The sequence below is a fragment of the Natronospirillum sp. genome, assembly GCF_022565775.1.
Classification (GTDB): domain Bacteria; phylum Pseudomonadota; class Gammaproteobacteria; order Pseudomonadales; family Natronospirillaceae; genus Natronospirillum.
On the sequence record NZ_JAIUMC010000026.1, the window covers coordinates 19,730 to 33,729 of the forward strand.

The following is a 14,000-nucleotide window of genomic DNA, read 5'->3' on the forward strand; positions in this document are numbered from 1 at the left end:
GATCCGCTGGCTCCTCAGGCTGCACTCACCTTGTCGTCCGGCAGCTCGACCAGATCATCCAGATCGTCATCTCCCTCTTCGGCTTCGGGCAGCTTGAAGCCCGCAACCGAAGCCCGCATATCCTTCGCCAGGTTGGCCAGGTTACCGATGCTTTCTGCTGTTGCCGTCGTACCTGCCGAGGTCTGCGAGGTGATTTCCTGGATGACGTTCATCGTGTTGGAAATGTGGCCCGCGGACGAGGCCTGCTGACGTGCTGCATTCGAAATGTTCTGAATGAGGTCAGCCAGGCTGCGCGATACGTTTTCGATTTCTTCCAGAGCGACACCGGCGTCCTGCGCCAGACGTGCACCCCGCACCACTTCCGACGTGGTCTGTTCCATCGAGATAACCGCTTCGTTGGTATCCGACTGGATATTCTTCACCAGCGCCTCAATCTGCTTGGTCGCTGCCGAGGAGCGTTCAGCCAGTCGCTGTACCTCATCCGCTACCACCGCAAAGCCCCGGCCTGCATCACCGGCCATGGAGGCCTGAATGGCCGCGTTGAGTGACAGGATGTTGGTCTGGTCGGCAATGTCGTTGATCAGCGATACGATATCCCCGATCTCCTGCGACGATTCACCGAGGCGCTTGATCCGCTTCGAGGTTTCCTGAATCTGCTCACGGATGTTGTCCATGCCGTTGATTGTGGCCTGTACCACGTCGGAGCCTTTCTTGGCGATGGATACCGAACGTTCCGCAACCGCGGAGGATTCTGCCGCGTTGGCGGATACCTGGTCGATGGACACCGCCATCTCGTTCACCGCTGCCGAGGCGCCGGCAATTTCCTGCGCCTGGTGCTCAGAGGCGTCGGCGAGCTGACGGGCCGTGGTCTGTGTTTCCTGGGCCGCCGAGGAGACCTGTACGGCGGTCGCGTTGATCGCCGCTACCAGCTGACGCATCTGGTCAATCGCGAAGTTGATGGAGTCGGCGATGGCACCTGTGAAGTCCTCGGTCACCGTGGCCTGGGTGGTCAGGTCACCGTCAGCCAGGTCGGCCAGTTCGTCCAGCAGACGCAGGATGGCGTTCTGGTTCTGCTCGTTTTCTTCCTCGGTACGCTTCAGGTTCATGGTCTGGGCGCGATAGATTTCCCAGATGGCCAGGACGATCAGCGCGATTACACCAATCGCCATGATGATGGCGAACTGAGGCTGGGCGATCCGGTTCTGCGGCAGCAACTCGATCTGTGCTTCCACCGCTGTGGCGGCGTCCAGCAGGGCCTGTGACTCGTCAAAGATCTGGGTGGCGGCGTCACGTACCTGGAAGAGCTCGGTAGAGGTTTCCAGCAGTTCATCCACCGAGCCGCTGATACGTTCGAAATCGGTCTGGATATTGTCGAGATGGCCCTGTGCTTCAGCGTCGGTAATCTGCTGCAGCCCCAGATCGGGATTGCCATTGATCAGACCCTGCAGAACCTGGCCAAACAGTTCCGAGTCGCGGCTGAAAGAGTTGGCGGCGAGTACTGCCGCCTCACCGCCGGACAGCACGTTGTTGACGTTCCGGATGATGCGTTCGGCCAGCCAGTTCTGGCGCTGGGCAATAGCCACCTGGGCGGCGTCTGAACCTTCATCCAGCAGGATTTCAACAACGGCGTCGTTTTCAACCTGAATGACGGGAATTCGCTCGGCCACCGTGGCGGCCAATGCAAACAGCGAAATGATGGTGCTTTCCGAGACCAGGATCTGGTCCGCGTTGACCCGCACCCGCTGCCAGACATTTTCCAGGGAGTCGATATTGACCACGGAACGATTGACCGGCGGGAGACCCGTTTCGGCATTGCCGTTCACGATGATGTCCCACTTGGTCTGGAAGTCATTACGTGACTGACGCAACGCCAGGAACGCGCTCTGGGAGCCTGCTGCGGCCTCGGTCGCATTCTTGGAGAGCTCCTGTGACAATACTTTCAGGTCACTGGCGTTGGCCAGGTATTCCCGGTCGAAATTGGCATCCCGGTTGATCAGGGTGATGAATGCCCCAACCCCCAAGAGCAGAATCAGGGCCAGTATCAGATAGACTGACAGGGTCCTGTTAGTGGCCAGAATCGACCATAAGCTTGAGTTTGCCTTCATATCGCGAACTCCCGTTCGTACTCCCTGGTTTGCGGTATCATCCAGGTCTTGCCCTTCCTGTTCAGGCTGCAACCTGCATGAATTGTTCCTGGCCAATTAACCTGTCCATCGAGAACAGGTGCCAGAGCTCATTGTTTTTCTGAAAGGCCCCTTCAATGAAAGGGCGCATTGCATCGGGTATGCGCGTAGATGCGTCTTGTCCGTCTGTCGTCCGGAAATGCTGCATACCCAGTACCTGATCGACCAGCAGGCCAACCAGGATGTCGTTCTGTTCCACGATCAACACCCGCCGACTGCGCCCGGCGCTTCGTGACGGCAAAGCCATGAAGACACACAGATCAATCAGCGGTACCAGACGGCCGCGCACATTGGCGACCCCAAGTACCCAGCTTTTCACACCGGGCAGTCGTGTATAGTGAGGCGGAGTAAGTATTTCGGTCACCTGCTGCATCGGGGCGACCAGAGGTTCTCCGGAGAGCATGAAGCCCACGCCCGTCCAGGTTTCCTCGAAGGTCTCCTGTTGCGGCAGGCCGGTGGCCCGCTGGCGGCTCAATTCTGCCAAAGCAGCGAGCGCCTGATAGGGTGATGAGAAATTGGCCATAATAATCGTTATCGTTGCCTGTTCCCCGCCAATCAACTCAGCAGCGGTGTGATGGTGTCCAGCAGTACATCTTCATCTACCGGTTTGACCAGATAGCCTTTTGCGCCCTGACGCTTGCCCCAGACCTTGTCGGTCTCCTGGTCCTTGGTGGTGACAATGACCACCGGAATGTGCGAGGTGTCCTCGCCCTTGGCCAATTGCCGGGTCGCCTGAAACCCGTTGAGGCCGGGCATCACGATATCCATCAGTACGACGTCGGGCATTTCCTTGCGCGCGACCGCCACACCATCAGCACCATTTTCTGCTGTCAGCACTTCGTAGCCGTGTTTTTCCAGCATGGTCTTGAAGGCGTAGGTTTCTGTCGGAGAATCATCCACTATCAAAATCTTGGCCATGGTTACAAAACCTGATGTTATCTCTAGTCAGTTCAGAAGTGTCAGTCGATCATGAAACATTGTTGATGTGCTCACGGATGGCACCCAGAAGCTCGTCTTTACCAAACGGTTTGGTCAAATACTGGTCCGATCCCACTATCCGTCCCTTGGCCTTGTCGAACAGGCCGTCCTTGCTGGACAGCATAATCACCGGTGTTTGCTTGAAGGCACTGTTGTTCTTGATCAGTGCGCAGGTCTGGTAACCGTCCAGACGCGGCATCATGATGTCGACAAAAATGATACTGGGCTTGGTGTCCGCGATCTTGGCCAGGGCGTCAAAGCCATCAGTGGCAGTAATGACTTCACACCCTACTTTCTTCAACAAGGTTTCGGCAGTGCGCCTGATGGTCTTTGAATCATCAATGACCATGACTTTCAAATTCTCAAATGTGTTTTCCATACACCACCTTGTCAGTCATTTGTTATAGTGGCGCGCCAGAGCTTCCATGTCCTGTGCGGGTCCAGAGTAAAGAATAGAGAGGTTTTACCATAGTTTGAGATACCGTGCCAGCAGGCACGGCCCCTGCGGCGTGCGCCGGACGACAGTAATCAGTTAGAATGCGACAGACATCAAATTTGACAGGACAGACACCATGACCGTACGGCTTGCCGTCGTGATGGACCCGATCCAGCAGTTGAGTTACAAGAAGGACAGCACGCTGGCCATGCTATGGGCGGCCCGTGATCGGGGCTGGCAGCTGACCTACATTGAGCCTCAGAACCTGTTTGTCGACCAGGGCGAACCCTGGGCCAGGCAGCAGCCACTTCAGGTGTTCACCGATCCTGAGCACTACTTCGAGCTGGGTCCGGAGGTGGCTGCACCGCTGGCGGAGCAGGATGTGATTCTGATGCGCCAGGATCCGCCATTTGATATTGATTATGTTTATGCCACCTATTTGCTGGAGATGGCGGAAGCCAGAGGCGTGCTGGTGGTCAACCGGCCCCAGGCACTGCGCGACTGCAATGAAAAGCTCTATGCCACCCGCTTTCCCGAGTTTTGTCCGCCGCACCTGGTGACCACCCGGGCAGCCCACCTGCGGCAGTTTCATCAGGAGCATGGCGACGTGATCTTCAAGCCGCTGGACGGCATGGGCGGCGCTTCAATTTTCCGGCTGCAACCAGGTGACCCGAATGTGTCGGTGGTGATCGAAACGCTGACCAACCACGGGCAGCAGTTGATCATGGCGCAGCGTTATCTGCCCGAGATCACGGCCGGCGACAAGCGCATTCTCATCGTCGACGGCGAGCCGGTACCTTATTGTCTCGCACGCATTCCGGCGGCCGGTGAAACGCGGGGCAACCTGGCGGCTGGCGGGCGCGGGGTGGCTCAGCCACTGAGCGACCGGGATCGGGAGATCGCCAACGCCATAGGGCCGGTGGTGCGGGACAAGGGCCTCTTGTTTGTCGGCCTGGATGTGATTGGTGATTATCTGACCGAGATCAATGTGACCAGCCCGACCTGTATCCGCGAGATAGATGACCAGCAGGGTACCGACATCGGCGGCCAGCTTATGGACGCCATAGAGCGTCGGAGGGCGCAGGCCTGATGACCGAATCGACGGCTACCGACCGCCTGCTGTTTGCCCTGTTTCTGGCGGCAGTGGTGCATGGCCTGGTGATTCTGGGGATTGGCTTCAGCGTCGACCGTCCGGAAGGGCAGAGCGCCATGCTGGAGGTTACGCTGGCGCTGGAAGACAACAGCCAGCAACAGAATCCGGACGCCGACTTTCTGGCGCAGGCAACTCAGGAAGGCAGCGGTACACTCGATGAAGCCGAGCGCTTGAGTACCGACCAGTTCTCCGATTTTCAGGACAATATCATTCAGGAAGTACAGCCCGATCCGGCGCAGGCTTCGGCGCCGGACGTACCGCTGACGCAGCGTTTGATCGCCACGTCGGGCGAGGCCTCCTGGGGGCTGGCGCTGGAGCCTGATCCCGACCCGGTGCCGCAGGAGCTGCAGCCACTGGATGACAATCTGGATTCCACGCTGGACATTGCCACCCTGCGCGCCATGCTCGACAACCGTCGGCAGACCTACGCCAACCGGCCGCGCGTGCGCACCCTGACCGCCGTGTCGACGCGGGCGGTCCCGGAAGCGGAGTATGTGCGCGCCTGGCAGGAGAAAGTGGAGAACATCGGCAATGCCAATTATCCGCAAGCCGCGAGGGCCGAGCGGCTTACCGGCCAGGTTCGCCTGCTGACCAGCATCAGCCATACCGGCGATCTGGTCTCGGTAACCCTGTTGCAGAGCTCGGGTCATACCGTGCTGGATGAAGCGGCACGGCAGATCGTGCGGTTGTCGGCCCCCTATGAAGCCTTCGACGAGAGCATGCGCCAGGAATACGATCTGCTGGAGATCATCCGCACCTTCCGCTTCGATGTGGACGGTGAAATGAGGACCACCCGCTGAATGTCTGCTGAGCCGGTCCGCCTGCTGACCTTCGACTACGGCCTGAAACGTACCGGGCTGGCGGCAGGCCAGACGCTGACGGGCACTGCTTCACCGCTTCCGCCTCTGGTGATGAACAACGGGCACCCCGACTGGGACGAGATCTCCGCGCTGCTGGCCCGCTGGAAACCCGATGGCCTGCTGGTCGGTCTGCCCCTGAACATGGATGGCACGGCCAGTGACATGACGCGCCGTGCGGAGAAGTTTCGCAAACGGCTGCACGGGCGCTTCGGGTTGCCCGCACTGGGTTGGGATGAACGGCTGACGTCACACGAGGTCAAGAGAACGGCACGCGAATCGGGCATCACCGATTTCGGTGCGCATTCAGTCGACAGTGATGCCGCCGTGCTGATCTTCCAATCCTGGTATGAAGCCTTGCCGCCCGATACTCCCTGGCAGTCTCACAGTCTGGTATGGTAGGAGAACGCAGTACGTCTTGCTGAAAGCGCTACTTTTCAGGCTGGAATTTGTTGCCTTTCTGCCTTTGCCCTTGTTTCCGCAATCAAGTATCTGTAAGTGCTCAGTCAATCAGTACAAAAAATGTCCACTGCATGATCATCAACGAAGTACAGAAAGCCCGGCTCTTCTTCTCGGAACCTTGGGAAGCGAGCGAGCGCGCTCGTGACCGCTTCCAGCGGTTGCAGGATGATCCGCAGTCGCCGGAGGTCTGGCAGGCCATGGTGATTCTGGTCAGTGGGCGCATACTGACCTTGTCTGATTTTCACATATTCGATGAAGCGCTGGCGTTCTGTGATCGCTGGCTGGCGGAGATTGCACCGGCGCAGGACGCGTCGACTCTGCCCGGAGAACTGGCCGCCGAATGTGTGGTTGCCCGTTTCGGCATGATGGTATTTCGAGCCCCCGCCCACCCTGATATCGACACCGCGTATGAAGCGTGCCGGCAGGTCGCGGAGTCCGCCGTGTCGGTGCAGACCCGGCTGACCGCCATCAATTATCTGACGCTCTACCAGGTCTGGTGCGGGCAATTGCTGGAGGCGCGCCAGTGGCTGCCGGTCATGGCGCAGGTGCGCGCTGAGACACGGGACCCGCGGGCCCTGCTGATGAGCTACTCGATTGCCAGCATGGTGCATCGGTTTCTGGTTGATTATGGCCCCTGTGAGCAGGAGATAGAGCAAGGGCTGGCGCTGGCTGAAGACACCGACATCCTGCTCTGGAATTCCCATTTCTACATGCAGCAGGCGTTGCTGGCGCTGAGTCGCAGCAGTGTTCAGGAAGCGGCAGAAGCGCTCGAACGGATGAATCAGCATACCCATCCCCATCATTTTCTCGACCGCTCCGGCTACTTTTACAGTCAGGCCTGGCGGTATCACCTGATGGGTGACCTGCAACAGTCGCTGAGCTGCGCCGAAGAGGCGCTGCGCCTGGCGCAACGCTCGGGTACGACCTTTATCTGCGCCGTGACCCACCTGGGTGTTGCCCAGGCCAGTCTGGAAGTGGGTCAGACGGCGCGAGCCCTGTTCCACATGGCCAAGGCGCGGCGCATCGGCAAGCCGATGAAAACCCATACGGTTCCCTTTTTCCGTGCGCTGGCCGGGGCCCAGATTTCACTGCACCTTGGCCTTCGGTCGCGAGCCTGTCGTCTGCTGGAGCAGGGGATGCGCATAGGCGCCGAGCGCTGCTATTTCAATTTTCCCTGGTGGCAGCCTGATGTCATGGCGCGGCTGTGTCATACGGCGCTGACGGCGGGTATCGAGCAGGACTATGTGCAACGTCTGATCCGTTGTCGCCGACTGGAGCCGCCGGAGCCGGTTCAGAGCCCAGAGGACTGGGCCTGGCCGCTGGAAGTGCGATTGTTTGACGGGCCTGAAGTGCGGCTTGATGGTGAGGCCATCAGCCTCAAGGGCAAGGCCTGGGAGCTGCTGCTTTACCTGTGTCTGGCGGGGCTTGAAGGGGCGGCGGTGCCGCGTCATCAAATTGAAGATGCCCTGTGGCCGGATCAGGAGGGTGATCGGGCCCGACAGGTTCTGGATACCACGGTCCACCGTTTGCGCAAAAGGCTGGGCAGCGAGTTGATGATCAACACGCAGCAGGGGTCCTTGAGCCTCAACAATCGCCTGATCTATGTCGATCTCTGGTGGATCACGCACTGGCTGAGCCAGCCGCCCGAGTCGATGGCGGCATTGCTACGCCTGGTCAAGGCATTGCGACCGCTGGCCACGGACTGCGACGCCGGCTGGCCTATTCCGCTACCCCGAAGGCGTCTGCAGAGACTGCTGGTGCATCGCCTGATGAATGCCCGCCAGGAAATCGGCATCAGTCCGAACAACTGGCTGTTTCTCGTCGACGAGGCGCTGGAGCTGTTTCCGTCATCGGACAGTCTCTGGCTGGCCTCTTTCGAATATCGGCTCAATGCAGGCATGTTCAACGAAGCCCGGACTCAACTGGAGACGTGGCGTGAGCGCACTGGCGGCAGCACCCCCCTGATCGAGGAGCTCGAGCAGCAACTCGATACCGCAATCGACCCGGTATGAAGCAAAAAAAACCCGCCACGTGGGCGGGTTTCAATCGATGGAGTAAGGTTTACTGCTCGATGTACACGTTTCGCAACAGGTAGTGGTTGGTCGGCATGACTTCCAGGCCTCTGACGGAGTCCGCAACACCGATCAGATATTCCTGGTGCCACAGATACATCATGGGCGCCAGTTCAACCAGCAGTTCCTGCGCATCGCGGTACAGTGCTTCACGCACATCCGGATCAGTTTCAACACGGCCGGCATCCAGAAGTTCGTCCAGCTCTTCGCTGGTGAAGAACGACCGGTTGCCTGCAGAACCATGCTGGCTGGAATGGAACAGCGCGTACATGGCGTAGTCGGCATCCATGGTCGGTGTAGACCAGCCCAGAATGAACATGTCGTGCTCACCGTTGGCGGTATTCTCCAGGTAGGCACCCCATTCCAACACTTCAACACTGACGTCGATGTTCAGGTCGCGGAGCTTGGACTGCGTATACTCGGCAATCTGAATGCGGTCCGGGTTGTCGTTGGTCCAGATGGTGGTGCTGAAGCCGTCTTCATAGCCGGCCTCGGCCAGCAGATCACGGGCCTGATCCATGTCGTAAGGAATGGCGCTCACGCTGTCATCATAACCGAACACGCCGGGGGCGATGGGGCCGACCGCTGCGAGCCCGGTGTTGTCATAAACACCGGCTACAATGTCTTCCTTGTTGACTGCCATGGAAATGGCTTGTCTGACTCTGACGTCATCAAAGGGTTCTTTTTCAGCGTTGAAGCCCAGATAGGCCAGGCTGGTTGAGCTTTGGCGCAACAGGCTGGCATCGGGCATTCTGTCAACGCGGCCCATGTCGCTTGACTGTACCGGGTCGATGATGTGCGCATTACCGGTTTCCAGTTCGGCGATACGCGTCTGGCTTTCCGGAACCACCTTGTAGGTCACGCTGTCCAGCAGGGCATTGTCACCCCAGTAGTCTTCATTTCTGACCAGGCGGAGTTCTGAACCGGGCGACCAGTTGTCCAGCTTGAAATAGCCGGTGCCGGACGGGTTTTCGGAGAGATAGGAGCCCGGGCTGCGGCCGTCGGCCATGGCTTCATAGTCGCGCTCGATGGCTTCCAGGCTGGCGATGCCACCGCCGCTGTGCGCCAGGTGAGCCACCAGAGGTGCAAACGGAGATTCCGTTACGAACTGAACGGTCAGGTCGTCTACCACGACCACCTCGTCAATCATCGAGAAGAGAAATTCCCGCGGTGATGCGACGTCCGGATCGAGCAGGCGATCAAAGTTGGCCTTGACCACTTCGGCCGTCAGTGCGGAGCCGTCGTGAAAGGTAACGCCTTCCCGTAAAGTAAACTCTACAGTGGTGTCGTCGACATTGGTCCACGACGTGGCCAGCAACGGCTGCAGCTCACTGTCGGTGTCGAATTCAACCAGGGATTCATAGATGTGGTGAGCGACAATACTGGAGGGCACGTCATTGACGGTGTGTGGGTCCAGACCCACGGCATCCGACAACATGGCCTTGATCAAATCGCCACCTCTGTTCTCGGATGCCTGTACCTGTACCACCAGAGCTACGCTCATCAGGCCGGCAATCAAAGGTGCCAGTAGTCGCTTGTGCTTTATGCTTCTCGCCATTTTACTTTCTCCATGCTTTGTTTTATATATGTCCAAATCTGATAACGGACACTTTTTTATATTCCAAATTCAATCGTATTTCCTGCGCGTTATGCGAAATAAAAGGATGGCGTATAGTGACTGGTCTTGCAACCCAAAACGAAAACGACCCCGACAAAGCTGTTATATCGACGTCCAACTGGCGACTGGTATATAGAAAGCTGAAAAAGAACAAGACGGCGCTTTGGGGAGGCTATCTGATCCTCCTGCTGATTCTGGTGGCCATTGTGGGGCCCTATCTCACCACGCATGATCCGGTCAGGGTAGATTTCTCGAACAGGCTCCAGTCGCCCTCAGCCGAGTTCTGGCTGGGCACCGATCACAACGGTCGCGACATCTTTACGCGCCTTATTCACGGCATGCAGATCACCCTGATTGTGGGCTTTTCCTCGGTGTTGGTGGGGGCCGTAATCGGCGTACCTCTGGGCATTCTGGCGGGATTTTACGGTGGCGCGCTCGATTCGGTGATCATGCGCTTCATCGACGTTCTGCTGGCCTTCCCGGGCATCCTGCTGGCCATTGCCCTGGTCAGCGTACTCGGGGGCAGCATCGGCAGTGTGATCGTTGCTGTAGCGGTCTTCTCCATTCCCACCTTCGCGCGCGTGGTCAGGGGTTCAACCCTGACCATCAAGAAACTGGAATACATTGATGCGGTCAGAGCATTGGGGGCGACTGATTTACGCATTATTGTCAAGCATGTGCTGCCCAATATTTTATCGCCGATCATTGTACAGTCAACTTTACGCATAGCGATTGCCATATTGGTCGCAAGTGCTCTCTCGTTCCTCGGCCTGGGTGCGCAACCCCCCTCACCGGAGTGGGGCAGAATGCTCAGTGACGGTCGCAATTATATGTTTGATTATCCTCATGTGGCTCTATTCCCCGGCCTGGCTATTGTGGTGGCCGTATTGGCATTCAATTTATTTGGTGACGGTCTGCGCGACGCGCTGGATCCTAAAACAAAAAAATAAGGGGCCGAAGCCGTGTTCAAATTTATAGTACGCAGATTTCTACAGACTATACCGGTGGTTATTGGCGTAACCCTGCTGGTATTCTCTTTGATGCATTTGATACCCGGCGACCCGGCACAGATTATGGCCGGTGAAACCGCCCCGCCAGCGCAGGTAGAGCGTATGCGGGATCGGCTGGGCCTGAATGATCCGATATATGTGCAATATGGCCGCTATATGGCCAATCTGCTGCAAGGCGATTTGGGCCAGTCGATACGCAGCAACCGTAATGTGCTTGATGAAATCAGGCCGAGATTCTGGATTACCGTAAAACTGGCTATCTACAGTACTATTCTGAGTGTATTTATTGGCCTGATCGCCGGTGTATTCTCGGCCGTAAGGCGCTACGGACTGGCCGACACCACCATCATGATTATCGCGCTGTTCGGTCTGTCCATGCCGAACTTCTGGCTGGGCCTGATGCTCATCCAGTATTTCTCCATCGAACTCCGCCTGTTACCGCCGTCCGGCTGGGGCACCTGGCAACAAACGATTCTGCCGGTCATCACCCTGGGCACGGCCGGTGCCGCCATTATCGCCCGCGTGACGCGGGCCAGTATGCTGGAGGTGATCAACCAGGACTATGTGCGCACCGCAAGGGCAAAGGGCTTGTCCGAGCGCCTGGTGATCTACAAGCATGCGCTGAAAAACGCCATGATCCCGGTGATTACCGTCGTCGGTCTTGAGCTGGGTGCTCTGCTCTCGGGTACTGTACTGACCGAGACCGTATTCTCCATCAACGGCATGGGCCGTATGGTTATCCAGGCCATTGGCTCGAGAGACTTCCCGGTGGTTCAGGGTGTGGTTCTTATCTTTGCCCTCATGTTCGTGATGGTCAATTTCCTGGTGGATGTGTCATACCGCTACTTCAACAAAAGGGTGGACTACAACTGATGGAACAACCAAAACCCTTTCTCGAAATCAAGCACCTGACCACGGTATTCGATACCGACGCCGGTCAGGTCAAGGCGGTCAATGACCTGAGCCTGGTGGTGCCGGAAGGCAAGGCGCTGGGCGTGGTTGGTGAATCCGGTTCCGGCAAGAGTGTAATGTCCATGTCCATCCTGCGTCTGGTGCGAGACCCGGGCCGGATTGAGAGCGGCGAGATACTGATGGGCAACGACGATCTCCTGAAATTGCCCGAGAAAGCCTTGCGGCGTATCCGGGGCAACAAGATATCCATGATATTCCAAGAGCCCATGACGTCGCTGAACCCGGTGTTCACGGTGGGCGAACAGATTGCGGAGGCCTATCAGGTTCACCAGGGCATGAAGAAATCCAAAGCCCTGGCAAGATCCGTTGACATGCTGAAGCAGGTGGGCATTCCTTCACCGGAAAAGCGCGCCAGCCAATACCCGTTCGAGCTGTCCGGCGGGATGCGCCAGCGGGTGATGATTGCCATGGCCCTGGCCTGTGATCCCAGTTTGCTGATCGCCGATGAGCCCACCACGGCGCTGGATGTGACGATTCAGGCGCAGATTCTGGACCTGATCAAGAACCTGCAGACCGAACGGAACATGTCGGTGATCATGATCACCCACAACCTGGGTGTGGTGGCAGAGACCTGCGACTATGTGGCAGTCATGTATTGCGGCAAGGTCGTCGAGTACGCTGATGTGGAGACCCTGTTCAGGGAGCCGAAACATCCCTATACCGTTGGCCTGTTCAACTCTCTGCCCCGGCATGACGAAGACAAGGACGAGCTGATTGCCATTCAGGGGTCCGTGCCCAATCCGACAAATCTACCCAGAGGGTGTGCCTTCGCGCCTCGCTGTGCGGATGCTCGTCCACTGTGCGAGCAGGAAGCGCCCCCCTTGCTGGACCAGGATGACAATACACAGGTGCGCTGCTGGAAGTTCACCGAGAAATGGCAGGAAACTGTGGAGAATACTTGACATGACAGCGAGCCAACCCCTGCTTCAGGTGATCAATCTGAAACAGTACTTTCCGATCAAGGGCGGTTTCTTTGGCGCTACCGTCAATCATGTCAAGGCCGTCGATGACATCAGCTTCGACGTGCATGAAGGGGAGACCGTCAGCATCGTCGGTGAATCCGGCTGTGGCAAATCGACCACGGGGCGCTCCATTCTGCGCCTCGAGCACCCCTCGGCCGGTGAAGTCCGGTTCCAGGGAAAGGATATGGTGAGCCTCTCCAGCTCGGAGTTGCGCCAGACCCGAAAAGACCTGCAAATCATCTTTCAGGACCCCTATGCCTCCATCAACCCCCGCCAGACCGTGGCCGATGTATTGATGGAAGCTCTGGAAATCCAGAGCATCGTGCCCAAGGCGCAGCGCCGGGAACGGGCGTTGGAGTTGCTGGAAACCGTTGGTCTGGGCGCCTATCAGATCGACCGCTACCCCCATGAGTTCAGCGGTGGTCAGCGGCAGCGTATCGGCATTGCACGCGCCCTGGCGGTCAACCCCAAGCTGATCATCTGCGACGAAGCCGTCTCCGCACTGGATGTGTCCATCCAGGCGCAGATCCTCAATCTGCTGAAGCAACTGCAGCGGGATTTCAAGCTCACCTACATCTTCATCTCGCATGATCTGGGGGTGGTCCGACACATCTCCGACCGCATCATCGTGATGTATCTGGGCAAGATCGTGGAGATTGCCGACAAGAAGTCCCTGTTCGAGAAGCCACAGCACCCCTACACACAGGCGCTGCTGTCGTCCATTCCGACCTATGACCCGAAAGCGAAAACAGAGAGAATCCCGCTCAAGGGCGATGTCCCCTCACCCATCGACCCACCGGAAGGCTGTCGCTTCCACACCCGATGCCCCTACGCTCAGGAGCGCTGCCGAGTGGAAGAGCCCAAGTTGGTCAACTTGAAAGACCTGCAAGCGGGGCACGAAGCCGCCTGTCACTACGCGGGTGACTTGCCGGAGAGGAACTGAGGCCTTAGGATCAATACGAAATCAATGGGGTCAGAGTCAAAAATCAATGGGAAATCAATGGGGTCAGAGTCAATGACTCCAGTCCTCGTGAAGCCCGCGCAAAACCCTAGACGTAGAAATCCAGCTCTTCCTGAGCCTTGAGCAGGTCCCGCAACTTGATGGGATCATCGCCAAAGAAGAATATCAGCCCCCAGTGGGTGCCGAAGGCCGAACGGTCCGGCACGGTTTCCTCGGTGGGCGCCACCAGCTCGTGGGACTCGAAGTAGGGGTGCTCTGTGGTCTCCGGGGGCATTTCCAGCTTGCTGACCACGCGGCGGCGCGGATAGACACCGAAGCAACCGGCATAGCCTTTGG

At 58.0% G+C, this 14,000-nt stretch carries 13 protein-coding genes and 1 pseudogene; 8 read left to right on the forward strand and 6 right to left on the reverse strand.

Translation table 11 applies throughout. The features are described 5' to 3' along the window. Positions 1–14: 14 nt before the first annotated feature. From LAT62_RS07200 to pilG, 4 genes are all read right to left on the reverse strand, one after another. Entirely contained in the window at positions 15–2,105 is a 2,091-nt protein-coding gene (locus tag LAT62_RS07200) for a methyl-accepting chemotaxis protein (RefSeq protein ID WP_293381184.1), read from the reverse strand. A gap of 61 nt (positions 2,106–2,166) precedes the next feature. Further along, entirely contained in the window at positions 2,167–2,706 is a 540-nt protein-coding gene (locus tag LAT62_RS07205) for a chemotaxis protein CheW (protein ID WP_293381187.1), read from the reverse strand. A 32-nt stretch (positions 2,707–2,738) separates the two neighbouring features. Continuing rightward, positions 2,739–3,101, reverse strand: a complete 363-nt coding sequence (gene pilH / locus LAT62_RS07210; RefSeq protein ID WP_293381190.1) for a twitching motility response regulator PilH — start codon at positions 3,099–3,101, stop codon at positions 2,739–2,741. A gap of 49 nt (positions 3,102–3,150) precedes the next feature. Continuing rightward, positions 3,151–3,540 (reverse strand): twitching motility response regulator PilG, encoded by a 390-nt coding sequence (pilG, locus tag LAT62_RS07215; RefSeq protein WP_293381193.1) that lies wholly within the window; start codon positions 3,538–3,540, stop codon positions 3,151–3,153. 193 nt (positions 3,541–3,733) lie between these two features. Between pilG and gshB the strand changes: the two genes are divergently transcribed. From gshB to LAT62_RS07235, 4 genes are all read left to right on the forward strand, one after another. Further along, positions 3,734–4,687: a glutathione synthase gene (gshB, locus tag LAT62_RS07220; RefSeq protein ID WP_293381196.1), complete on the forward strand. Its 954-nt coding sequence runs from the start codon at positions 3,734–3,736 to the stop codon at positions 4,685–4,687. Further along, positions 4,687–5,550: an energy transducer TonB gene (locus tag LAT62_RS07225; protein WP_293381199.1), complete on the forward strand. Its 864-nt coding sequence runs from the start codon at positions 4,687–4,689 to the stop codon at positions 5,548–5,550. The genes gshB and LAT62_RS07225 overlap by 1 nt, the downstream gene beginning before the upstream one ends. Then, positions 5,551–6,009, forward strand: coding sequence for a Holliday junction resolvase RuvX (gene ruvX, locus LAT62_RS07230; protein WP_293381201.1), 459 nt, complete (start codon positions 5,551–5,553; stop codon positions 6,007–6,009). A 131-nt stretch (positions 6,010–6,140) separates the two neighbouring features. Then, positions 6,141–8,081: a winged helix-turn-helix domain-containing protein gene (locus LAT62_RS07235; RefSeq protein WP_293381204.1), complete on the forward strand. Its 1,941-nt coding sequence runs from the start codon at positions 6,141–6,143 to the stop codon at positions 8,079–8,081. A 49-nt stretch (positions 8,082–8,130) separates the two neighbouring features. Here the strand turns inward: LAT62_RS07235 and LAT62_RS07240 are convergent, their stop codons facing one another. Continuing rightward, entirely contained in the window at positions 8,131–9,699 is a 1,569-nt protein-coding gene (locus tag LAT62_RS07240; protein ID WP_293381207.1) for a glutathione ABC transporter substrate-binding protein, read from the reverse strand. 116 nt (positions 9,700–9,815) lie between these two features. On the opposite strand from LAT62_RS07240, the gene nikC reads away from it, so the two are divergent. Genes nikC through LAT62_RS07260 form a run of 4 tightly spaced genes read left to right on the forward strand, consistent with a single transcriptional unit; the run spans position 9,816 to position 13,646 of the window. Continuing rightward, entirely contained in the window at positions 9,816–10,709 is an 894-nt protein-coding gene (gene nikC, locus LAT62_RS07245; protein ID WP_293381210.1) for a nickel transporter permease, read from the forward strand. Positions 10,710–10,721: 12 nt separating this feature from the next. Further along, on the forward strand, positions 10,722–11,642 hold the full coding sequence (locus LAT62_RS07250) for an ABC transporter permease (protein WP_293381213.1): 921 nt from the start codon (positions 10,722–10,724) through the stop codon (positions 11,640–11,642). Then, a complete protein-coding gene (locus LAT62_RS07255) occupies positions 11,642–12,643 on the forward strand; it encodes an ABC transporter ATP-binding protein (RefSeq protein ID WP_293381216.1) in 1,002 nt (333 codons plus the stop codon). Before LAT62_RS07250 ends, LAT62_RS07255 begins: the two co-directional genes overlap by 1 nt. A gap of 1 nt (position 12,644) precedes the next feature. Next, the gene (locus tag LAT62_RS07260; RefSeq protein WP_293381219.1) at positions 12,645–13,646 is read left to right on the forward strand and encodes an ABC transporter ATP-binding protein; all 1,002 of its coding nucleotides are present in this window, start codon (positions 12,645–12,647) and stop codon (positions 13,644–13,646) included. A gap of 106 nt (positions 13,647–13,752) precedes the next feature. Here the strand turns inward: LAT62_RS07260 and LAT62_RS07265 are convergent. After that, positions 13,753–14,000: pseudogene (locus LAT62_RS07265) on the reverse strand (carboxylate--amine ligase); the annotation flags it as partial.

Bases quoted from the DNA above. Each gene is read 5' to 3' on its own strand.
- LAT62_RS07255 (WP_293381216.1), top strand. From the start codon at position 11,642: ATGGAACAACCAAAACCCTTTCTCGAAATCAAGCACCTGACCACGGTA.
- LAT62_RS07260 (WP_293381219.1), top strand. From the start codon at position 12,645: ATGACAGCGAGCCAACCCCTGCTTCAGGTGATCAATCTGAAACAGTAC.
- LAT62_RS07200 (WP_293381184.1), bottom strand. From the start codon at position 2,105: ATGAAGGCAAACTCAAGCTTATGGTCGATTCTGGCCACTAACAGGACC.
- pilH (WP_293381190.1), bottom strand. From the start codon at position 3,101: ATGGCCAAGATTTTGATAGTGGATGATTCTCCGACAGAAACCTACGCC.
- LAT62_RS07235 (WP_293381204.1), top strand. From the start codon at position 6,141: ATGATCATCAACGAAGTACAGAAAGCCCGGCTCTTCTTCTCGGAACCT.
- gshB (WP_293381196.1), top strand. From the start codon at position 3,734: ATGACCGTACGGCTTGCCGTCGTGATGGACCCGATCCAGCAGTTGAGT.
- LAT62_RS07205 (WP_293381187.1), bottom strand. From the start codon at position 2,706: ATGGCCAATTTCTCATCACCCTATCAGGCGCTCGCTGCTTTGGCAGAA.
- LAT62_RS07225 (WP_293381199.1), top strand. From the start codon at position 4,687: ATGACCGAATCGACGGCTACCGACCGCCTGCTGTTTGCCCTGTTTCTG.
- pilG (WP_293381193.1), bottom strand. From the start codon at position 3,540: ATGGAAAACACATTTGAGAATTTGAAAGTCATGGTCATTGATGATTCA.
- LAT62_RS07240 (WP_293381207.1), bottom strand. From the start codon at position 9,699: ATGGCGAGAAGCATAAAGCACAAGCGACTACTGGCACCTTTGATTGCC.
- ruvX (WP_293381201.1), top strand. From the start codon at position 5,551: ATGTCTGCTGAGCCGGTCCGCCTGCTGACCTTCGACTACGGCCTGAAA.